The 22,892-nt window shown below is 41.8% G+C and carries 16 protein-coding genes; 7 read left to right on the top strand and 9 right to left on the bottom strand.

Annotated features, from left to right (window positions below):
* Positions 1–7: 7 nt before the first annotated feature.
* The 8 genes from BF9343_RS20920 to BF9343_RS20885 form a co-directional block, all read right to left on the bottom strand.
* Positions 8–655: a hypothetical protein gene (locus BF9343_RS20920; protein ID WP_005791920.1), complete on the bottom strand. Its 648-nt coding sequence runs from the start codon at positions 653–655 to the stop codon at positions 8–10.
* A gap of 68 nt (positions 656–723) precedes the next feature.
* Positions 724–1,923 carry a glycosyltransferase family 4 protein gene (locus BF9343_RS20915; RefSeq protein ID WP_010993800.1) on the bottom strand — a complete coding sequence of 400 codons (1,200 nt, stop codon included), beginning with the start codon at positions 1,921–1,923 and terminating at the stop codon, positions 724–726.
* Complete coding sequence (locus tag BF9343_RS20910) at positions 1,923–2,933, bottom strand: glycosyltransferase (RefSeq protein WP_009293109.1); 1,011 nt, start codon at positions 2,931–2,933, stop codon at positions 1,923–1,925. The genes BF9343_RS20915 and BF9343_RS20910 overlap by 1 nt, the downstream gene beginning before the upstream one ends.
* 9 nt (positions 2,934–2,942) lie before the next feature.
* Positions 2,943–4,130: a glycosyltransferase gene (locus BF9343_RS20905; RefSeq protein ID WP_008661647.1), complete on the bottom strand. Its 1,188-nt coding sequence runs from the start codon at positions 4,128–4,130 to the stop codon at positions 2,943–2,945.
* A 3-nt stretch (positions 4,131–4,133) separates the two neighbouring features.
* Positions 4,134–5,579, bottom strand: coding sequence for a lipopolysaccharide biosynthesis protein (locus BF9343_RS20900; protein WP_005814097.1), 1,446 nt, complete (start codon positions 5,577–5,579; stop codon positions 4,134–4,136).
* 90 nt (positions 5,580–5,669) lie between these two features.
* Positions 5,670–7,709 (bottom strand): methionine--tRNA ligase, encoded by a 2,040-nt coding sequence (gene metG, locus BF9343_RS20895; RefSeq protein ID WP_010993799.1) that lies wholly within the window; start codon positions 7,707–7,709, stop codon positions 5,670–5,672.
* A gap of 163 nt (positions 7,710–7,872) precedes the next feature.
* Positions 7,873–8,961, bottom strand: a complete 1,089-nt coding sequence (locus BF9343_RS20890) for a BF3164 family lipoprotein (protein WP_005791926.1) — start codon at positions 8,959–8,961, stop codon at positions 7,873–7,875.
* 16 nt (positions 8,962–8,977) lie between these two features.
* Positions 8,978–9,331: an NVEALA domain-containing protein gene (locus BF9343_RS20885; protein WP_005797207.1), complete on the bottom strand. Its 354-nt coding sequence runs from the start codon at positions 9,329–9,331 to the stop codon at positions 8,978–8,980.
* 75 nt (positions 9,332–9,406) lie between these two features.
* On the opposite strand from BF9343_RS20885, the gene BF9343_RS20880 reads away from it, so the two are divergent.
* Positions 9,407–10,342, top strand: coding sequence for a DUF1573 domain-containing protein (locus tag BF9343_RS20880; protein ID WP_010993798.1), 936 nt, complete (start codon positions 9,407–9,409; stop codon positions 10,340–10,342).
* A 297-nt stretch (positions 10,343–10,639) separates the two neighbouring features.
* On the opposite strand, the gene BF9343_RS23475 is transcribed toward BF9343_RS20880, so the two are convergent.
* Positions 10,640–10,801, bottom strand: a complete 162-nt coding sequence (locus BF9343_RS23475) for a hypothetical protein (protein WP_164088342.1) — start codon at positions 10,799–10,801, stop codon at positions 10,640–10,642.
* A gap of 472 nt (positions 10,802–11,273) precedes the next feature.
* Here BF9343_RS23475 and BF9343_RS20865 point away from each other — a divergent pair, with 472 nt between their 5' ends.
* From BF9343_RS20865 to BF9343_RS20840, 6 genes are all read left to right on the top strand, one after another.
* Positions 11,274–12,668: a hypothetical protein gene (locus BF9343_RS20865; RefSeq protein ID WP_009293105.1), complete on the top strand. Its 1,395-nt coding sequence runs from the start codon at positions 11,274–11,276 to the stop codon at positions 12,666–12,668.
* A gap of 189 nt (positions 12,669–12,857) precedes the next feature.
* The gene (locus BF9343_RS20860; RefSeq protein WP_010993797.1) at positions 12,858–14,918 is read left to right on the top strand and encodes an acetate--CoA ligase family protein; all 2,061 of its coding nucleotides are present in this window, start codon (positions 12,858–12,860) and stop codon (positions 14,916–14,918) included.
* 99 nt (positions 14,919–15,017) lie between these two features.
* Positions 15,018–15,506 carry a radical SAM-associated putative lipoprotein gene (locus BF9343_RS20855; protein ID WP_005797215.1) on the top strand — a complete coding sequence of 163 codons (489 nt, stop codon included), beginning with the start codon at positions 15,018–15,020 and terminating at the stop codon, positions 15,504–15,506.
* Entirely contained in the window at positions 15,496–16,581 is a 1,086-nt protein-coding gene (locus tag BF9343_RS20850) for a TIGR04133 family radical SAM/SPASM protein (protein WP_005803875.1), read from the top strand. The genes BF9343_RS20855 and BF9343_RS20850 overlap by 11 nt, the downstream gene beginning before the upstream one ends.
* Positions 16,582–16,682: 101 nt before the next feature.
* Positions 16,683–20,672, top strand: a complete 3,990-nt coding sequence (locus tag BF9343_RS20845) for a hybrid sensor histidine kinase/response regulator transcription factor (protein WP_010993796.1) — start codon at positions 16,683–16,685, stop codon at positions 20,670–20,672.
* A gap of 152 nt (positions 20,673–20,824) precedes the next feature.
* The gene (locus BF9343_RS20840; RefSeq protein ID WP_005791934.1) at positions 20,825–22,858 is read left to right on the top strand and encodes a hypothetical protein; all 2,034 of its coding nucleotides are present in this window, start codon (positions 20,825–20,827) and stop codon (positions 22,856–22,858) included.
* The last annotated feature ends 34 nt before the right edge of the window (positions 22,859–22,892 follow it).

Genomic DNA, 22,892 nt, shown 5'->3' with positions numbered 1-22,892 from the left:
GGGAAGTTTATTCCCCTTTCAGTTCCGTGCTGTTGTCCTTGTAGGCAGCAAATCCTTTGATTCTTACTCGTTCTTTCTTTTCCATATCCGGCATTCCGTTACCCAATTGTTTCAGGTTTTCTTTAATAGTATTGTGGGTAGTGAAAAAACTGTCCAGCAGGTCGGTGAAACTTTTTTCCGGCTCCTCTTCTTCGGGAGCGAAGAGCATATGGCATTTACTGTGGATACCAAATGTTTTTTCATCCTCGTCCAGCGCATAGACAGTGGTCACTAATGAGTTCATATTGACTGCATTGATAATTTCTTTCAGATAGGGTAATGCCTGATTGTCGATACTGATGGACGCCCACCAAGGATTCCATACAATGATTAACCGGAGACCGTCTTCGGCTGCGACAAGGAAATCGTCTCCCTGATACTTGAAGCTGATATGATTTTCTTCATTCACTTCCGGTTGGCAACCGAGCTGTTGAAGGATGCTCATGATCAGTGCGGAGGTAGTCATTTCCTCTGTCACTTCTTCCGTTTCGGCAGAGGCAGTGTCACCCGATGGCTTCGCACGTTTGTTCCGCTCGTGCAGGATACGTGATATCAGGAATACAATTGGCCATAACGCCAATGCGATGACTGCGATGAGAATGGTAAGATCGGTCATAGTAGTAGAGCTATTAAATGATTAATGTCTGCCTAAAGATAATCATTCTTTTTGGTCGTACTCCATTTTTACTGCATAAAAGTTCGGAAAGCTTGCAAATAACGTTTGCTGACCGTTTCAATGTTGATTTTCTCGCGGATGATTCGTTCTGACTCACGTCCCATAGAGGCACAACGTTCGGGAGAGGCAAACAGTTTGTTGAGCTTGTCGCTCAAGCTGTCGGCATTGCCTTCTTTGAAGAAAAGTCCGTTCACTCCGTCCGTTACCAGGTCACGTTCGGTGCTGTCGCATACCGAACAAACCACGGGCAGTCCGTAGGTCATGGCATCATTGATGGATAATCCTCCCATGCCCGCGAGTACATAGACAGTCGATTCATTCATATAGGCTCCCAGTTCTTTGGGACTGTATACTGCACCGATGAATCGAACCTGTTCTGTCAGATTCAGGTCGGCTGCCTGTTTTTTCAGGTTATCCAGCTCCGGTCCATCGCCTACCACTACCAGTTCCGCGTCCGGATGACTGGCAATAACCTTTGTAAATGCATCGATCAGCAGATCCACCCTTTTCCATTTCACTAATCGGCCGATGTGTAGCGCTCTTTTGGAGGAAGGAGGAAGAAGCGGGGGCGAGGTGAGTACGGCTTCTTTCTCCTTCAGTAAGGCATCTGTGTCCGTAGAGTTGTAAGTGACATGTATTTGCTCCTGCTTCACTCCATAGGAAGGAAGAATATCGTATGCAGCGGTCGAGTAATTCAGCGTTCCGGTAATGCGTGCGTAGCAGTATTTACGTATTTTCGCTGTCAGCCATTGTTTAAGATAAAAGCCGGTTCCGGTACTGACCAGCCGCATGTTTTCATCATACATCGGGTTTTCATGGAAATATTCTTTTATTTTCCCGTAGGGAGGGGTCTGGAAGGGAATTTCACGGATAACCAACCGTGTCCGGCACTCTTTCATAGCCTTTCTCAATCGGGGTTGAAAGAACACTTGCAGGAAATAGGGCCATCCCATTATCAGAATATCCGGTTTCTCTTCACGTACTATTTCCGGTAGGGAGGGATAGGCGCTTTTTCCGTAGAATGCTTTCTTCTCAATGGCGGTGAGGTGCCTGTATGTTCCTCCCTTTACCATTTTTACACCTTTACCGATAGTGGCATTTCCTTTTTGAGGAGTGATAACGGTGATTTCCACTCCTTTGTTATGAAGTTTGTTGAGCATGGCATTCAGATAATGGGGCATGCCGCCGAATGTATAGAGTACTTTCATTACTGTATTATTTTCTGAAGTAAATTTTGAAACTTTTTGCCGAATTCGTTCCAGCTATGTACATTGAGGAACCGGTTGTAACCGGCTATATCTGTTGCTTCGTTTGCCTTGTCAACGAGTTCCTGTATATCATCGAACGTATGGAAAGTATATACATTAAGCAAGGGTTCGGCGGCGTAGTCCCTGAAAGAGCCTACAGCCGGTCCGATGACTTTGGCTCCGAATGAGAGAGAGTCCATCAGTATGCCGGAACTTAAGATAGACTCGGCAGCATAAGGTACCAGTACGAAACGTGATCTGCGGATCTCTTGTTTTAGCTCTTCGAAAGGAATACTACGGTCCTCTATGCTGATCATCTCATTACTTTCTTTGCGTAGTTCTTCCAGGAGTTCCTGCGAACTGCATTTCCCGATGATTTTAGTCTTCAGTTTTAATGAATGCTGAGTAGCAAAACGTACGAATTCCGGTACCCCTTTGTATCGGGAGATATTTCCCCAGATCAGCAGGTCGGTTTCCGGTGGTTGGGGGATGTATTCTTCTATCCGGTTTTTAGTAGGGTGATGCAAGAATACCGTTTTGGCTACAGCCTTCGGATATTGATCCTGAACCACTTTGATACCTTCTGTAGCATGTGTCACTATCAAATCGGCTTTGCGGAGGAGCAGATGTATCAATAACTTTTTCGACCATCGGTGTTTCATCACATGGGGCTGCTTATTGTGCAAGAACCAGATGATCTTCTTATGGTGGCATTTAATTTTGAAAAGAAGCCAGATAGCAGCAAGAGTCTGCAACATTCCATATTTGTAGTCGGGTACATTCTCCGGCCAATGAAAGATATAAGCATCGCTATCTGCTTTTCTTGGGATGAGGCTGAATAACGGATTCTTGTGCGGGGGATTGGCAATTGTGATTCCGTTCTGTTGCAGTGCATGGATGAAGTCGCTGATATACGGATTAACGCGTATATCACCTTTGTTGATAGAGTATGGATATATCGTGACCTTCATTGTGTTCTCCTATTTAATTAATCCATGTTTACGGAAAGTTTCCATCCACAGTGGTCCTACCTGTTCTATGTCATATCTGTTTTTCCGCTTTTGAGCTTTGTAGGCTATCCGGCAGCGGAGTGTGTCATTTTGTGCCAACCGTAGAATGGTTTCTGCATATTGTTCATAATTGTTGTCGGGAATAATGAATCCGTCTATGCCGTCATCTATCATGTCATAGATCGCATTGAAAGAATCGAATCCGATAGGAATCACCCCCAGTGACATTGCTTCTGTAAATACGGTGGGTAGTCCTTCTATGACGGAAGTCAGACAAAGAATCCGGGCACGGTCTATATAGGGGATCGACATCTGATGGCCGGTCAGGCAGACCCGCTTCAATTTTTTCTCGGCAATAATTTGCCGGCACGTGCCGAATTGGGGACCATCTCCTACAAGGGTGAGTTTCCAGTCCGGCAGTTTATCCTGAACCATACCCCATATCTTTAGTAATTTGGGTAATGCCTTTTCGGTTGCCATTCTGCCAACAAAGATGATTTCTTTGTCCTTCTCCTCAATCGGGATGTTACTATGCACAGGTTTTATGGCATTAGGGATGGCAGATAACTTCCATGCGTCTTTTTTGCCTATAAGTTTCTTGAATTCGGGTATATAAGCGGGTGACAGCAGTACCACTTCGTCGAGCGTGTCGTATGCCGAACGGTTTTGATGGCTGACCACTTTTTTTAATAAGCTGATGTAGAGTTGTGGTAGCATCCACTGAAAAAGTTTCTTGGGTCCATGCACGTCTTTGAACCGGAGTGTAGATAACTCGTATTGTTTTAACTGTGTCGTATGGCTGGGACAGTTGTGGATCATCGTGCATATTTTGATTCCGGGATTTCTTTTTTTGATTTCGAGGTAATATTTGCGTGTATCTCCGGTGATGACATGGGAGTAATCGAGAATCACGTCTATCTGTTTGTCGATAATGAAGCGACAGATTGCTTCGATGTTGCGGGGTGTATAGAATTGAGAATAATGATCGGGCAACAGGAGGCCGTTCTCAAATTCGCTGTCAGCCAGTTCCAGGTACGAAAAGTAAAGCTTACTGTCCACTCCGTGTGCAGTCAGCCATTCGGTCAGTTGCGCATAGAACCAATAAAAGCTATTGGCACGATGAGGAAATGCTTTGGTTTGTTGGATCAGGATGTTCATGACTTATTTCAAGAGTTTTTTCCGGATAAATTGTACACTTTCAAAAAAGATCACCGATTTGCCGATCCACATGATGAACACATAAAGGCTTACGGCTATTCCTATTTTAAGAATCAGCAATACATATAGGTTATGGAAGCCGATCGTGAGGAAATAGCTGGTTCCTATGACTCCTCCGGAGATCAGTAGGTACGGAGTGATATCTTTCATGACTTCCCATAGGGTGATGTGAATCTGCTTGTTTACGAAATAATGCCATATCAGCAGCCAACCGATGTTGATAACCGTATAAATCACGGCCATGACGAGTATGCCTTGTGAGATAGTACAAAGAAGCATTGTGAGTTGAACCAGGCTCTGTGCAATGGTATTCCACATAAAAAGATTCGACTTTCCTTTACTGATCAGGAGATTGGAGTACATATAAGTAATGGGGACAAATGCTCCCCAGATGCAAAGAATCTGCATGATGGGTACACATGCCTGCCATTTGGCGGTGACGGCAATTACGATGAACTCGTTGGCTATCAATGCCAGTCCGAACATGGCCGGGAAAGAGATAAAGGCGGTGAAGCGCAACATCTTCCGAAATATATTTTTCTGTCGCATGGCGTCGGAAGAGGTTTCGACCAGGACAGGCTGAGATACTCCGTTGATCATGTTACTGATCAGTGAGAAGCCCATATTGGTCCATTTATTGGCCTGAGTATAGTAACCTACATCCTGACTGGTATAAAAGCGCCCCAGCAGAACAGAAAATATGTTATCATTGATGTAATGAAATACATTGGTGATAAGCAGTTTACTGCTGAACGGAAGCATCTCCCTGATAGGTTTGAAATTGAACGAAAAAGTAGGACGCCACGGAGAAAAGTACCATAACAGCGCATTAGCGATGAAAATATAGGTGATTTGCTGTACGGCCAGCCCCCAGAAAGCCATTCCATTGTATGCCATGACAATTCCTATGGTGCCTGAACACAATAGTGCGGTAATGGTTGCTTTCGCTTTTTCTTTCACCATTAGTTTTTTAAATAATACCGCATTATGGGCAGTTCCGCAACTTGAAATCAGAAAACCCAGGAAAAGGAAGCGGGATAGAGGAATAAGCTGTGGAGTCTTATAGAATGCTGCGATAAACGGGGCACAAAAAAAGAGCAGCAGGTAAAGCGATGCACCCATTAGAAAACTGAACCAGAACACCGCATTGTAGTCTTCATGACGGAACGTCTGTTTATTGGCCAGAGCGGCCGTAAATCCGCTCTCTTGTATAGAGTTGGCTACGGCGGTAAATATAGCCAGCATACCAATCATACCGTAGTCTGTCGAATCCAGCATACGGGTGATGATAATTCCGAACAGCAGGTTCAGTAATTGCTGGATGCCATTGCTGAATCCACCCCAGAATAATCCTTTGGCTGTTTTTTCTTTTAGCGACTGTTCTGCCATATTATATTTCCGCTCCCGACCGTTAGTAAAAATAAAGGGTGTATCCGGTCTCCTTTCATAGAGTCCTGAATACACCCTTACTTTAGTTATTTATTTCACTTCACTTCCCGGCTTCACTTCCCGTCCGGGCATAACAACGGCCAGGCTGCCGTCATTATTTTCGGCACTCAGGATCATACCTTCGCTGACGATACCTTTCAGCTTTCGTGGAGCCAGATTGGCGATGAAGCAAACTTGCTTGCCTACTAGCTCTTCCGGTTTGTAATGTTGTGCAATGCCGCTGACGATGGTGCGTGTTTCCAGTCCGTCGTCTATTTTAAACTGCAATAATTTGTCGGCCTTAGGCACTTTCTGACATTCGAGAACAGTACCTACGCGAATATCGAGTTTCATGAAGTCGTCAAATTCGATATTGGCGCGGATCGGTTTGGCTTTGTAATTAGCCTCTTCGTTTGCTTTCTTTGTATCGAGCAACTTTTGTACTTGTGCTTCAATTGTGGCATCTTCTATCTTTTCGAACAATAATTCCGGCTTATTCAGTTGATGTCCGGCAGGAAGCAGGTCGTTCCGTCCCAGTTCTGCCCAGTCGAAGCTATCCATGTTCAGCATCTGGCGTAAGCGTTCCGAACTGAACGGAAGAAATGGTTCGAAAGCGATAGCCAGGTTGGCTACCAGTTGCAGAGATATATTCAGGATAGTACCTACACGTTCCATATCCGTCTTTGCCAGTTTCCAGGGTTCTGTATCGGCCAGGTATTTGTTTCCGATACGAGCCAGATTCATGGCTTCTTTCTGTGCATCACGGAACTTGAATACATTGAGCAGCTTTTCTACTTCGGCTTTAACATCGGAGAATTCTTTCAGTGTCTCTTTGTCATAATCTATAAGTTCGCCCGCAGCGGGTACTTTACCTTCGAAGTACTTCTGTGTCAATACCATCGCACGGTTCACAAAGTTACCGTAGACCGCTACCAATTCGTTGTTATTGCGTGCCTGGAAGTCTTTCCAGGTAAAGTCGTTGTCCTTGGTTTCGGGTGCATTGGCTGTCAATACATAACGCAATACGTCCTGTTTCCCGGGGAAGTCTTCCAGATACTCGTGTAACCACACTGCCCAGTTGCGTGAAGTGGATATTTTGTCTCCTTCCAGATTCAGAAATTCGTTGCTCGGTACATTATCCGGCAAGATATAGCTGCCTTCAGCTTTCAGCATAGCCGGAAATACGATGCAGTGAAATACGATATTATCTTTTCCGATAAAGTGAACCAAACGGGTTTCGGGATCTTTCCACCAGGTTTCCCATGAATCGGGAAGCAGTTCTTTTGTATTGGATATGTAACCGATTGGTGCATCGAACCATACGTAGAGAACTTTACCTTCAGCACCCTCTACCGGAACAGGAATCCCCCAGTCGAGGTCACGGCTGACCGCACGCGGCTGCAAACCCATATCGAGCCAGCTTTTGCACTGTCCGTACACGTTCGGACGCCATTCTTTGTGTTCTTCCAATATCCACTGGCGCAGCCATGTTTCATGTTTGTCAAGTGGCAGATACCAATGTTTGGTTTCTTTCATGACCGGTTTGCTTCCGCTGATGGCACTTTTCGGATTAATCAGGTCAGTGGGCGACAGTGAAGTTCCGCACTTTTCGCATTGGTCACCATAGGCACCTTCCGAATGACAGTGAGGACATTCACCGGTGATGTAGCGGTCGGCCAGAAACTGGTGTGCTTCTTCATCATAATATTGTTCCGAAGTTTTTTCGATAAACTCTCCTTTTTCGTATAGCTTCTTGAAGAAGTCTGAAGCCAGTTCGTGGTGTGTTTTGGACGATGTACGGCTGTATACGTCAAACGAGATACCGAATTCTTCGAATGATTTCTTAATCAGGAAGTGATAGCGGTCTACTACATCCTGCGGAGTGATACCTTCCTTTTTGGCACGGATGGTGATGGGTACCCCATGTTCGTCGGAGCCTCCGATGAAAAGTACATCTTCTTTTTTCAGTCGCAGATAGCGGACATAGATGTCTGCCGGTACATATACACCGGCCAAATGGCCGATATGGACGGGGCCGTTCGCATACGGCAGTGCCGATGTGACGGTAGTTCTTTTAAAGTTCTTTTCCATTGATATATTGCGTGTATTTATTGTTATCTACTTGGGAACGTGCAAAGATAACGACTTTCTGAGGAATTCTTTATAAATAAGATGGATGATTTGAATAATAACCCCATACTCTTCGTTGAATTCAATGCAGAGTATGGGGCTGTTATATGAAGAAGAAAAGCCGTTAGGGAAGCTGGTCCAGTAGTTCTTTGATGTTGTATCGAACAAGCATGTCATCTGCAGTTACAGCATACATGGTTTGGTTTCTTTCGTCTATGCTGAAAGAGGAAACCCATTTGTCCAGATGGGCTTTACATAGATAATTGCCTTTCCAGTCAAAGATATCCAGGCGAGAGCGGAATGTTGAAGGGTCTTCCCCCTCTATTGCCATGGCCCAGATATATGCATTATTGCAGTGTACTTTGGTATAATAAGGTTTGGGAGTGCCTTCTATTACCTGTTCCCAATTTAATTTATTTCCATCAGTGAATAGGTTATTAATTTCCTCCTTTTCAATATTTACTATACTTATCATATTGAGGAATCTGTATGCAATGACCATCTTCTTGCAATCATTGCTGATTGCAATATCTTTTTGGAAAGCTTGATCTCTTCCGTGATGTTCTAGCAACTCCTTGGGGAAATTGGAGGCGTAGAAACTGCGCAGGATGCTGTCGTTTTTGTAATCGTAAACTTCAAAAAAATCATTTTGATTGTCTTGTGGACGCATTATGATACTCCTGTTTATGAGAAATATGGAATCTCCTAAAAGATATGAAACGCTGGACTGTTGAAAACTATTCTTTCCTTTGGGAGCATTATAGGTATATTTGTTATCATAAATAGCCTTATTTTCTATCAAAGACTTGGATATATTTAATAAACCTGTGAATTTTTGATAGGATCTCATTACAAGTTGTATCTGCCCGTCCTTGTTAAACCATTGTGTAAAAGCACTAGGGAGTATAACTTCATCCGGTCCGTTTCCTATTTTCTGAAAACTTCCAAGAAATTGCAGATGGGGAAGGTTGTATACATGCAGCATATTCTCCTCTTTATTTAGAGCTAATATTAGAAATGTATCGGTGACAATAATATCGCCTATGCCGATTGGGTCAATGGATAAAGGTTCGTGATTAAAAGATAATGTCTGTTGTGCATCCGTTGCAATTGTTTCTATTGTTCTAGCTTTTTCTGGTTTGGATGATTGGCTACAGGAGGTGATGTACAGACACAATGTAAAGGAAATAACGGTTAGAAGTGCTTTTCTCATAATGTTTGTTTTAAGGTTAATGTTCTATGCATATTAGACAAGTGCCTTTTACATAGCCAAATGTTGGCTTTTTATTATTTATTACGCCGCAAGATGTCATTCCTGCTTGTCCACTCGAACCATTGCACTCATAATGTGGTTCATTATCATGTTCCTCTGAGAAACTATAGTAACACGTTTGTTCTATCCATCTAATACATGCCCCTTCTTCACCGGCGGCTATTGCTTCCAGATTTTGTAACTGTACATTGGTTAAAACCGGTTGCTTATGATTCCAGGCGTACAATGCTGTGCATGCTATAATTATAGTTACTACAGCTTTGGATAAAGTTTGTTTCATACTATTTTTATTAAAGGTTATTATTTGCAAATATAGTTTATATTTACTTCTTATTTTAAAAAAAAACAGTGTTAATATACGTGTTTATTAAAAATTTTATCTGTTTTGGGCTTGTGTGGCTATTTTTTTGTATATTTAGCCTCGGGTTTCGTGGTTTGTGTAAAATGCTTGTTGCTTATGAGGGCTATATTTATTTTTGTATGTATCCTGCTTTTTGTATCTTGTCAAAACTCTGATAAATCTCGGATTGCTCATATGATTGATGAGTGGGATGGAAAGGAAATTATTTATCCTGATGATCTGGTATTTACTACTATGGGAGAAGATACGGTAAAATGGTTTCTTAAAGATAGCCGATATACAATAGTGACTTATGCCGATTCCATTGGTTGTATGGGGTGTAAACTTAAGTTGCCCGTTTGGAAAGACTTTATTTCTTACCTTGATTCTGTATCGGATCATACGGTAAAAGTTATATTTATTCTTCATCCTCGAGATAAAAAAGAGATGGTTCATCTTTTGGAATATAATGATTTTTCGTATCCTGTGTGTCTTGATATAAAAGGCTCTTTCGATAAAATAAATAAAATCCCATCCAATTTGGCTTTTCAAACTTTTCTACTTGATAATAGAAATAAAGTGATTGCTATCGGAAACCCGATTCATAATCCTAATGTGAGGACTCTGTATTTAAACTTGATTTTATCTGATAGTATATGTAAAAGTCGAGATTTGATTCAGACGAAAATAAGCTTACCCGAAACGATTGATATGGGAGTCTTCGATTGGAGTGAAGAAAAAGAAGCAATGTTGATTATAAAAAATCTTGGAGTGGTTTCCTTGACGGTTGAAAATATAGTTACTTCTTGTGGCTGTACTTCGGTAGAATATAGTCGGAGGCCTGTCTCCCTGAAAGATAGCTTGGTGATTAAAATAAAGTATAAAGCTGAATCTCCGGGATATTTTAATAAAGATATTGCTATTTATTGTAATGTCCCGTCATCTCCTGTTTATGTGAAATTATCAGGGAAAGCTCAATAACTCTAAAGGAACATCCTGGTTATGTAATATCTTTGGTATAAGAATATTAGGTGATATTATATGTTCTTTACCTCGTCCCGCATACCTGGGCTCATCAGCCTGCATATACGGGACGAGATACAGAACAGACCGTTTCCGCTAAAGATAGTAAGGAAGATGAAATGCTTTCAAGGACATAAATGGATAAGAAAGCAATCCTATCTTGCTGCTTTTCAGATTTCTATTCCCGATTTACCTTCTAAAACAGAGGGTGGAAGGTCGAAATGCGTTTTTGGGGTTCTTCTTCAAATTTGGTGATCAATTCTTTATTTCTTTATTTTCAAGTTGATAATTGTCCTTTTTGCTTGCTTTAATAAGAAAAAAACAGACATCGGATGAATAAGATAACTCAAGTTTCGGAAGTGAGTTTACACCGTCTGAACCGGTATCTTCATCCTTATACCTTTCTTCAATTAACATTGTTAATGTCCTTTGCAGGTTGTCAGGTTCTTGTGCGCAGATAACAAGTCTTTTGCATTTAAAGAACTTTTTATTCACATCCAAAGAACAAGTTTTAACTCTGTGTTAAAGCAAAGCTTTTAAGGACAGAAGTCTTGTTTTTTTAAGATCTTGATTTTCAAATGGTTTAGTCTAAGATTCGCTTCTTTACCTCACGGATGGACTCTTCGGGCGAAAGCCGGGATACTTGCTTTTTTGTCAACTATAAAAGAGGGCTTACATTTCCGAAAACTGAATTAGATTCCATGAGTAAAAGAAAACTTACCACCAAATTTGAAGAAGAACCGTTTTTTGTATGGAAGCACAAAAACGATGATGCCAATTTTTCTGCCAGGATAAAAAAGGCTGTATTTTCTCCGGATAATTGCAAAAAACGATATATCTTTGGAAGAGATCATTTTATTAACCTTAAAAGACTAAAGACTGATTCCTGATGAAGCATTTTACCGGCATATTATTTTTACTTCTTCTCTGTTTCTCTTGCACCCCGGTACATGATGCGCCATTGGAGCAGGCTCTCACATTGGCGGGAGACAATCGGAAGGAACTTCAACAAGTATTAGGGCATTACGAAGGCGATTCGTTGAAACATAAAGCTGCCTGCTTTTTGATTGAAAATATGATTGGTAAAGGAACTATCCGTTATTTGCTTCGGGAGAGTGATAGTTGTTATATACAACAAGAACCCGAGCCGGACTTAACGTGTATAACAGCCGACTATTTGATAGAAAACATAGATCTGGCTTTTGAAGTCTGGCAAAAGTATCCTTGGTGCAAACAATTATCTTTTAGAGAGTTTTGTCGGAATATATTGCCTTATCGGTTAAAACAGGAGCCTTTGGACCGATGGCGTTCTTACTATTATACACGTTATAAAATGACGGTCGACTCGTTGGCACGAGCAGGGGCTACCATGAGAGAGATTGTTTTCTTCTTTAACTCACAGCATGGAAAGAAATATCTTCATGATGCTGCCAAAATACCGGGGGACTTCTCTATCGAGTTGATAGAAAAGCTGGGAGGGGGCACCTGTGATCATCTGGCGTTGAATGCTGTACAGTTGATGCGTGCTGTCGGTATCCCCCTGAATCTTGATATTCTTCCATACCATGGCAAAGTGAATGGAGGACATGCTTATAACAGCTTTACCGATGAAAATGGAAAATTTTTCTATTTTTCTCCTTATGAGCGCGAACCGGAACGGAATCAATGGATTGCTCCTTTGGTACAGCGTGTCTGCTATGAACGTCAGCCAGAGCCGAAAATAGGGCGTAACCGTTGGAATACACAATTGGTCAATCGTTTACTGAAAGAGGTAACTGACGAATATTATTTGTCCGATAGTGTCCGGTTACCTGTACATACATCGGATACGGTGGCTTATATAGCTACTTTTAACCGTGGAGCTTTCAAAGTAGTGTCGCAGGGAAGAGTAGAAAGCAACAGTGTGCTGCACCGTGTGTTACCTTACGGATTACTTTATTTTCAGATGGCGGATAAGAAAGGAAAGTTGGTTCCGACAGGGAATCCGTTTGTGATGACTCCGGATAGCATTCACTTCATTACTCCGATCCGGCAGACCACTGTGCTGAATGGTATTCTTACGTATGATGTAAAGCGGGTTTTAGAGTTGGGTTATGAAGCATATACTTTGTATTATTGGAAAGACGGCTGGCAACCGGTTAAAGAAGTGACTTCTAAAGATTCTCGTACGCTCGACTTTGGAGAGGTACCTGTCCGGTCTTTGTTTCTTGTATGTGGAAATACTTATATGGGCCGTATGCAGCGTCCTTTCTTGTTGGAGGATGGAAAGCCGGTGTATTATTGACAGATGAGGCTTTTGCTAATATCTGTTTTTTATGAGATATATAAGGATAGTAGTGGAAAAAACAGTCATTTCCTGATAATATTGCCAGTTCGGAGATCTTCTTGCTTTGTATCTTTTAGGTGAGATTTGTTTGTCGGTTGTTTCTAAAACAATATATTTGTGAATGAATAATCGTATAATATGCAATCTATGATTACAACTCAGTTACTCTGTCCCCAGAGTATTGTCGTAGTGGGGGCTTCGAACAATACACATAAGCCGGGCGGCGCTATTCTGAAGAATCTGATTAACGGTGGTTATCAGGGAGAACTTCGGGCTGTCAATCCCAAAGAAACAGAAGTGCAGGGAGTGCCTTCCTTTGCCGATGCAAAGGAGTTACCCGATACAGATCTTGCTATTCTTGCTATTCCTGCAGTTCTTTGTCCGGAGGTGGTGGAAACACTGGCCGCAGAGAAGCAGACGCGGGCTTTCATAATTCTTTCGGCCGGATTTGGAGAAGAAACGCAGGAAGGCGCTTTATTGGAAGAGCGCATTCTTGAAACTGTTAATAAATATGGAGCGTCATTAATTGGCCCGAATTGCATCGGATTAATGAATACCTGGCATCACAGTGTGTTTACGCAACCCATTCCCAATCTGAATCCACATGGAGTAGATCTAATTTCCAGTTCCGGCGCTACTGCGGTGTTTATTCTTGAATCGGCAGTGACAAAAGGACTTCAGTTTAATTCTGTGTGGTCGGTGGGTAATGCTAAGCAAATAGGTGTAGAAGATGTATTGCAATATATGGACGAAAATTTTGATGTCCGGAAAGACTCCAAGATCAAGTTGATTTATATAGAAAGCATCAAGAATCCGGATCGTCTGCTGTTCCATGCCTCTTCATTGATTCGTAAGGGTTGTAAAATCGCGGCTATTAAAGCAGGGAGTTCGGAGAGCGGAAGTCGCGCTGCATCATCTCATACGGGAGCTATAGCCAGTTCTGATTCAGCTGTGGAAGCTTTGTTTCGTAAAGCCGGTATAGTGCGATGCTATTCGCGGGGTGAATTGACAACCGTCGGTTGTATTTTTACTTTGCCTGAGTTAAAAGGAAAGAATTTCGCTATTGTCACTCATGCTGGTGGACCGGGGGTGATGCTGACTGATGCTCTTTCGAAAGGTGGACTCAATGTACCTAAACTGGAGGGTCCGGTCGCTGAAGAGTTGAAGAGCAAGCTTTTTCCCGGGGCTTCCGTAGGCAATCCGATTGATATTTTGGCAACCGGAACCCCCGAGCACTTAAGTATTGCCATTGATTATTGTGAAGAAAAGTTCGAAAACATAGATGCGATTCTCGCCATATTCGGCACACCGGGATTAGTGACTATGTTTGAGACTTATGAGGTATTGCATCAAAAGATGCTGACTTGTAAAAAGCCACTTTTCCCGGTTCTTCCTTCTGTGCGTACGGCCGGTGAAGAGGTTGCCTTTTTTTTAGAGAAAGGTCATGTCAACTTTGCTGATGAAGTGATGTTGGGAACTGCTTTGTCACGTATCATAAATGCTCCAAAACCTGCTGTTCCGGAAATTGAACTTTTTGGTGTAGATGTACCCCGCATTCGTAGGATTATTGATTCTATTCCGCAGAACGGCTATATCGAACCCCATTATGTTCAGGCGTTGCTTCATTCTGCCGGTATTCCGGTAGTCGAAGAATTTGTATCGGGTAATAAAGACGAAGTACTTGCTTTCGCGCGACGCTGTGGATTTCCGGTGGTGGCCAAGGTTGTGGGGCCGGTTCATAAATCGGATGTAGGAGGAGTGGTACTCAATATTAAAGGTGAACAGCATTTGGCGTTTGAGTTTGACCGCATGATGCAGATACCTGAGGCACGTGCTATCATGGTGCAGCCTATGCTGAAGGGAACGGAGTTGTTTATCGGGGCTAAATATGAAGAAAAGTTCGGGCACGTGGTGCTCTGTGGACTGGGTGGCATCTTTGTGGAAGTTTTGAAAGATGTTTCGTCCGGTTTGGCTCCTTTATCTTATGAAGAGGCTTATTCGATGATTCATTCCCTCAGGGCCTATAAAATAATACAGGGAACTCGTGGGCAAAAAGGAGTAAACGAGGATAAATTTGCAGAAATTATTGTACGCTTATCCACACTGCTTCGTTTTGCGACAGAAATCAAAGAAATGGATATAAATCCGTTGCTGGCAACAGAAAAGGAGGTTGTTGCCGTTGATGCCCGTATTCGCATAGAAAAATAAACATTACTTTCGGAATAAAAAAGAAGGATATCAGATGCAGTATTACACTTACTTCTGCGTTTATTAAAATGAGATGGACTTTAAACGCGAATTCTATATATGAAAAAGAAAAACGAACAATGGCTACGATACAGTAATCGGGCGCTTTCAGGATTACTTATGTTGTTTGGATTTGTGTCTTGTGACAATGGAGGTGGAGATATACCTGTAGAATATGGGATGCCTTCTGCTAAATATCGGGTGAAGGGCAAAGTGATTGATGCGGATACGCAGGAACCTGTACCGGGTATAGAAGTGGTCACCGGAGCTGTGCATACGGGCGATGGCAAAGAATGGCTCAGTTATCCGGATACGTTGATCACTGATAAAGATGGAGCTTTTGCTACTGAAAGGACGGAGTTTCCATCTAAAAAATATCGTTTTATCGTTCGCGATGTGGATGGTGATGCCAATGGTACTTATTCTAAGGATAGTGTCGAGGTAGAAGCCGGTGGATTTACAGGTGGCAGCCATTGGTACCGTGGAGAAACAAGTATTGATAAAACAATTGAAATCAAGAAGGAGACAGCAAAAGACAATGAAAAATAATTCTGGACGATTGTCACTTCGCAAACGCCTGGGGTTGGAAATAGCCTTAAAGATAAGAAATAACCTCAGGGAATTGCATCCGTTGCGTCAACTTTTCTGGGAATGTACATTACAGTGTAACTTGGCTTGTAAGCATTGTGGCAGTGATTGTCGAAAAATGTCGGAGCAGAAGGATATGCCTGCAGCGGATTTTCTTCAAGTCGTAGATTCGATTACGCCGCACGTCAATCCTAATGAGGTTAATATCATCATAACCGGAGGTGAACCGCTGATGCGGGATGATCTTGAAGAGGTGGGGATGGCTCTTTATCGCAAAGGTTATCCATGGGGGATTGTGTCCAATGGGTTGTATTTGACCCGCGAACGGCTCGATAGTCTGATGGCTGCCGGCCTGCATGCTGTTACGATCAGTCTGGATGGATTTGCGGAGGAACATAACTGGTTGCGCGGCAATCCGGATAGTTATGAAAAAGCGTTGGAAGCTATCAAGATGTTAGTGCATGAACCGGAACTGACATGGGATGTCGTGACTTGTGTCAATCGGAAAAACTACTCTTATCTGGAAGAGCTGAAAGCCTATCTGTACACTATAGGAGTACGTAATTGGCGTATTTTTACTATTTTTCCGGTAGGGCGTGCAGCCAATCATCCGGAATTCCAGCTAACAGACGAGGAGTTTACCGGAGTCCTGGAATTCATTAAGAAGGTACGGAAAGAGGGGCGTGTCCACTTGAGTTATGGTTGTGAAGGTTTTCTCGGTAAATATGAAAGTGAAGTACGTGATCATTTTTATTCCTGTAATGCAGGTATCAGTGTAGCTTCTGTTTTGGCAGATGGTTCGATCTCGTCGTGTCCCAGCATTCGCAGTAATTTCCATCAGGGCAATATTTATGAAGATGATTTTATGGAAGTGTGGGAAAAACGTTTTCAGGTATTTCGTAATCGTGAGTGGGCCCGTAAGGGAGAGTGTGCTGATTGTAGCTTTTTCCGTTATTGTGAGGGCAATGGTATGCATTTGCACAATGACAATGGAGACCTCTTGTTTTGTCATCAGAAAAGGATTGTAGAACTTTAAGAGACTATTTAGGACTATTTTTTCATAGATTGGGATAATTATTCTATTTTTCGGACTCCATTTGGCCTATATTTGTAGAGTTGTAATCCTTTCACTCCATCATGAAGAATACATTCTGCGTTTTAGCCTGTTTTTTCATTACAATCTTTTGCCAGGCGCAATCGGTTGAAGAACATTATTATTTTAAGAACCTGAGTATCCGAAACGGTTTGTCACAGAATACGGTTAATGCGATTCTGCAGGATCGGAAGAGGTTCATGTGGCTTGGTACCAAAGATGGCTTGAACAGGTATGATGGATTGTCTTTTCGTAAGTTTAAGCATGATGCTGCTAATCCACGTAGCATTGGAAACAGTTTTATCACTTCGCTTTACGAAGATTTCAATGGTAACATTTGGGTCGGTACTGATGCAGGAGTATATATTTACTATCCTGAGAAGGAGGCTTTTGAGGAATTCGATTGCCAGAGCTTGGAGAAGACAAGGATAGAACGTTCTGTTTCAATGATTGCAGGGGATAAGCAAGGCAGGGTTTGGATAGCTGTGGAGGCTCAGGGAATGTTCTGTTACGATACTCGTCAAAAACTACTTCGCAATTATCCGTTAAGTGAGATTTCTTCCAATATCAAATGTTTTACTTTCGATAGCGGTGGAACTCTTTGGCTCGGATTTTATGGTGATGGTCTTTATTACTCCAAAGATAATCTGGCAACTGTGCATCCTTATGGATCGCCAGAAGATGGTAAAAGAGAATTTGAAGGAGGAGTAATCACCAAAATAGTTCAAGGAAACTATAATTGTTTGTATATTGGTTCTGTGAAGGAAGGTGTGAGTGAGTTGAATCTGACTTCGGGGCAAGTGCGTAACCTGTTGGCTATCGATGAGAGTGGTGAATCTATTTTTTGTCGTGATCTGCTGCCATATTCTGATAATGAATTGTGGATAGGGACTGAGTCCGGGATTTATATTTATAATTTGCGTACAGCGCAATTCATTCATTTACGTGCTTCTCTTTATGACTCTTATTCTTTGTCAGACAATGCTATCTATGCTTTATATAAAGATCGTGAAGAAGGGCTCTGGATCGGTTCTTATTTCGGAGGAGTGGATTATTATCCCAGACAATATACCTATTTTGCAAAATATTATCCTAAGAATATAGCAAATAGTCTGCATGGTAAGCGGGTACGTGAATTCTGTCGGGCGGATGACGGTACTTTGTGGATAGGAACGGAAGACGGCGGATTAAATCACTTTAATCCGAAAACGAAAGAATTCCACTTTTTTGAGCCAAGTGCCGGATTTACTAATATCCATGGTTTGTGCATGGATGGCAGTCATTTGTGGGTGGGAACATTCTCTAAAGGACTTCGGGTGATTGATACACGGACGGGAGTGGTTCTGAGGACGTATACGGAAGGTCATACTCCACATTCGTTGAACGATAATAGCATTTTCTCTATTTGTCGGACTTCTGCCGGAGAAATTTATCTGGGTACACTGTTTGGTTTACTGCGTTACAACCGTACTCAGGATAGTTTTGACTGCATTCCGGAGTTGAATGGTAAGTTTGTTTATGATATTAAAGAAGATTCTTATGGAAATCTTTGGTTGGCAACTTATGCCAATGGAGCTTATTGTTATGACGTAAGTGCACGAAGATGGAAAAACTATGTATTTGATGCCGAGGATGAAAGGAGTCTGCCATATGATAAAGTGCTGAGTGTTTTTGAGGACTCGTATCGCCAGATATGGCTAACTACACAAGGTGGGGGATTTTGTCTATTTCATCCTGATACGGAAACATTTACACGCTATGGGCTGAAAGATGGACTTCCCAATGATGTGGTTTACCAGATTGTGGAAGATGATGATCGTTTTTTGTGGCTTACTACAAATAATGGGTTGGTCCGTTTTGATCCCAAAACCATGGAAATGAAAGTATTCTCTACTGCTAATGGCTTACCGACCAACCAGTTTAATTACCGTTCGGGATTTAAAGATGAGGCTGGTAACATTTATTTGGGTAGTATTAACGGATTTGTAGCATTTGATCCCCGAACTTTCGCTGAAAACAGGCAGGTGCCGGCAGTAGCTATTACTGATTTCTTGCTGTTTAATAAAGAGGTGCCGGTTGGAGAAACCGATTCACCCTTGAAGAGCAGTATTACGTTTTCTGACAAAGTGGTACTCACTGCCGATCAAAATTCTTTTTCTTTTCGTATCGCTGCTCTAAGTTATCAGGCTCCAAGGATGAATAAACTGATGTATAAGCTTGAGGGCTTTGACGAAGGCTGGTTGACAATAGGAGAAAGCCCTTTGGTGACTTATTCCAATTTAGGCTATGGCGATTATGTGTTTAAAGTAAAGGCCTCTAATAGTGACGGAGTGTGGAATGAACAGGAGACTTCACTTCATCTTTCTATTCTTCCTCCATTCTACTTGTCCGGATGGGCATATTGTTTCTATGTATTATTTTTCATGGGGTGTCTGGTCTGTGTCATCTTCTACTTTAAAAGACGGAATTATCGGAAGCAACATCGCCAAATGGAAATGCTTGAACAAGAGAAAGAACGGGAAGTCTATCATGCTAAGATTGATTTCTTTACCAACGTTGCTCACGAAATACGAACTCCGCTGACCCTGATTAAAGGTCCTTTGGAAAATATTATCCTGAAAAAGGAAGTGGATTCGGAAACGAAAGAGGATTTGTATATCATGAAGCAGAATACGGAGCGTTTGTTGAATCTTACCAATCAGTTGTTGGATTTTCGAAAGACAGAAACACGGGGATTCCGGTTGAACTTTACTGAATGTGACGTTGTTGCAGTGCTTCGTGAAACCTATCTCCGTTTTACTTCTTTGGCCAAGCAAAAAGGATTGGATTTTATATTAGAACTTCCACAGGAGTGCTTTATGGCGGATGTCAATCAGGAAGCTTTGACAAAAATAATCAGTAACTTGCTGAATAATGGAGTGAAATATGCCTCTACTTATCTCCGGATTTCTTTGGAAACAGACGAAAAAGTATTTCACATACGAACTTTTAATGATGGGGAGATGATTCCTGATACAATGAAAGAGGAGATTTTTAAACCTTTCGTACGGTTGGATAAAGAAGATGAAGTAACTACCGGAACAGGTATCGGGTTGGCCCTATCACGTTCTTTGGCAGAATTACATCAAGGTAGTCTGATGATGGAAAAGGGTGAAGAGGTGAATTGCTTTTGCTTGACCTTGCCGGTGAATCAAGATTCTACAATTACTCTCTCGGCTGAAAACGTATCACAGGTTGAGGAGAACTCTTGTGGATGGGAACAGGAAGAAACCGATACGAAAGAAAAGAAACCGATGATTCTAGTGGTAGAAGATAATCCGGATATGTTAGCTTTTATCAGGAAGCAACTTACAACGGAGTATTCGGTTCTAACTGCTATGAATGGAATTGAAGCACTTGCTGTTTTAGATAATCATTATGTTAATCTGGTGGTGAGTGATGTAATGATGCCTCAGATGGATGGTTTTGAACTGTGTAAAACTATTAAGTCAGATTTGAGTTATAGTCATATTCCCGTTGTACTGCTAACTGCCAAGACTAATATTCAATCGAAAATCGAAGGATTGGAACTGGGGGCTGATGCTTATATTGAAAAGCCTTTCTCTGTGGAATATCTGCTCGCAAATATTTCCAGCCTGATTCATAATCGTGAAAAGTTACGTCAGACTTTTGCGAAGTCACCCTTTGTGGCAGCCAATACGATGGCTTTGACCAAAGCCGATGAAGAGTTTATATGGAAGTTGAATGATATTATTCAGGCTAATCTGCATAATCCGGAGTTCAGCATGGAAGATATGGCAGATGCATTGAAGATGAGTCGATCCAGCTTCTATCGAAAAATTAAAGGTGTATTGGACTTAAGCCCGAATGAGTACCTCCGTTTGGAACGCTTAAAGCAAGCGGCACAATTGCTGAAAGAGGGCAAGAGTCGCGTCAATGAAATTTGTTATACAGTGGGATTTAATTCGCCTTCTTATTTCTCTAAATGTTTCTTGAAACAATTCGGGGTACTTCCAAAGGACTTTATAGGGTAATGCTAAAAAAAGGTCGGATATTGTTATGAATCTATGTGTTTAGGACATTTTTGTCATTAATTGGGTTATTTGTTTTATAAAAGAACTGCCGGTTAGGGTAACTTTGTCATCATCATTCGACAAATAGAAATTACTAAAATGAAAAGACCCTTATGAAAATGATTTTAAAGACAATGGTGTGTCTGGCAGTAGCTTTTTCCGGAACTGCAGGGGCAGCTAATTATTCTCCGGAAAAGTCACAAGCTTCTTTGGCACTTAAAGTCCCGGGGAATCCGGCTGTGGAATATCCGCTTACTCTCAGTAAACTATCGGATAGTTATTTCGATTATGAGTGGAAAGCAAAAGAGAAAATACCGGTAACTATCTTTCAGCAGATATCAACTGTGGATGATAAACAGCAGGTAACGGTGGTTCTGACGGCTATGGAAGATGTGTACTTCAATTTTGAAGAGCGAATCAGAACGGATTTTCGTCATGATGATTGCCAGTTTTATTTGCCAGGTTTCTGGTATCGTCGTAATTTACGTTCACCTAAAGAGGCTCCATCGTTTCATACTTCCGATAGCTGGGTAGTGCGTGAAGATAGATTGAGCACGCCTTTGACCGGTATTTTTGATGAAAAACAAAAGAAATACATGACTGTGGTCCGCCGGGCAGAATATATTCAGGACGCTTTGAGTACTCATAAGGAAGGTGAGGTGATTCTTTCGGGAACTACTTCACTCGGTTTCACCGGATTTGAAAATCTGGATGGAACGGCTGCTTTGGCATTTGGTTTTCCGTATAAAGAGGCTCCAAAAACCTATATTCGTAAACTTACACTTGCACCTTCAGTCACTGCTTTCCAACTATTAAAGAAAGGAGAGAGTATTTCACTAACCTGGGAAATTCATGAAGGAAAAGGGGAGGATTTTGCCGAGTTTGTAAGTCATACTTGGGAATATTGCTATGATACTTTTCAACCGAAACCTGTGGAAACGGATTATACTCCTGATTATACTAAAGAGATTCTTAGCCATTTTTTTATTGAGAGTTTTGTAGGTGATCGTCCTCTGAACTATAATTCAGGGGTACATATGCGTACTGATGATTGCCAAAATACAGGTTCGGCAGAGGTTGGTTTTGTGGGACGAGTTTTGCTGAACGCATTTAATGCCTGGGAATATGGCTGGAAGAATAATCGGGCTGATTTAAAAGAGAATGCAGCGAAAGTCTTTGATACTTATTTGGTGAATGGGTTTTCTCCTGCAGGTTTTTTCAAAGAGTTCGTTGACTACCGTACCGGTTATGAGGAGACGGTATTTAGCATTCGGCGTCAGTCCGAAGGTATTTATGCTATATTTCATTATCTGGATTTTGAGAAAAGAAACGGACGTAAACATCCTGAGTGGGAAGCGAAGGTACGTAAAATGCTTGATGTATTCCTGCAGTTGCAAAATCCGGAAGGAAGTTTTCCCCGTAAATTTAAGGATGATCTTTCTATTGTAGATAAGAGTGGCGGAAGTACACCATCGGCTACTCTGCCTTTAGTGATGGGGTATAAATATTTCAAGGATAAACGTTATCTGGAAAGTGCTAAACGGACCGCCGAATATCTGGAGAAAGAATTAATCTCTAAATCGGATTATTTTTCGTCTACTCTTGATGCAAACTGTGAGGATAAAGAGGCCTCTTTATATGCGGCTACAGCTACTTATTATTTAGCTTTGGTAAGTCAGGGCAAAGAACGTGAACACTATACGGGATTGACAAAAAAAGCAGCTTATTTTGCTTTGTCATGGTATTATTTGTGGGATGTACCTTTTGCGCCCGGACAGATGTTGGGAGATATTGGGCTCAAGACGCGCGGATGGGGCAATGTATCTGTGGAAAACAATCACATCGATGTGTTTATCTTTGAATTTGCTTCTATACTAAATTGGCTTTCCAAAGAGTATAGCGAACCTCGTTTCTCACAGTTTGCCGAAGTAATCAGTACTTCAATGCGTCAGTTACTCCCTTATGAAGGGCATCTGTGTGGAGTGGCTAAGTGCGGATATTATCCTGAGGTAGTGCAACATACCAATTGGGATTATGGCAAAAACGGGAAAGGATATTATAATGATATATTTGCTCCGGGTTGGACAGTAGCTTCTTTATGGGAACTATTTTCACCGGGACGTGCAGAACAGTTTTTTCGGAAATAAAGAGTAATAAGTGAAACAATCAGAGGCCGGTAAC

The sequence above is a fragment of the Bacteroides fragilis NCTC 9343 genome, assembly GCF_000025985.1.
In the GTDB taxonomy this organism is placed as follows: domain Bacteria; phylum Bacteroidota; class Bacteroidia; order Bacteroidales; family Bacteroidaceae; genus Bacteroides; species Bacteroides fragilis.
The sequence above is the reverse complement of the archived record's forward strand: the minus strand, read 5'-3'. Positions and strand labels throughout refer to the sequence as shown.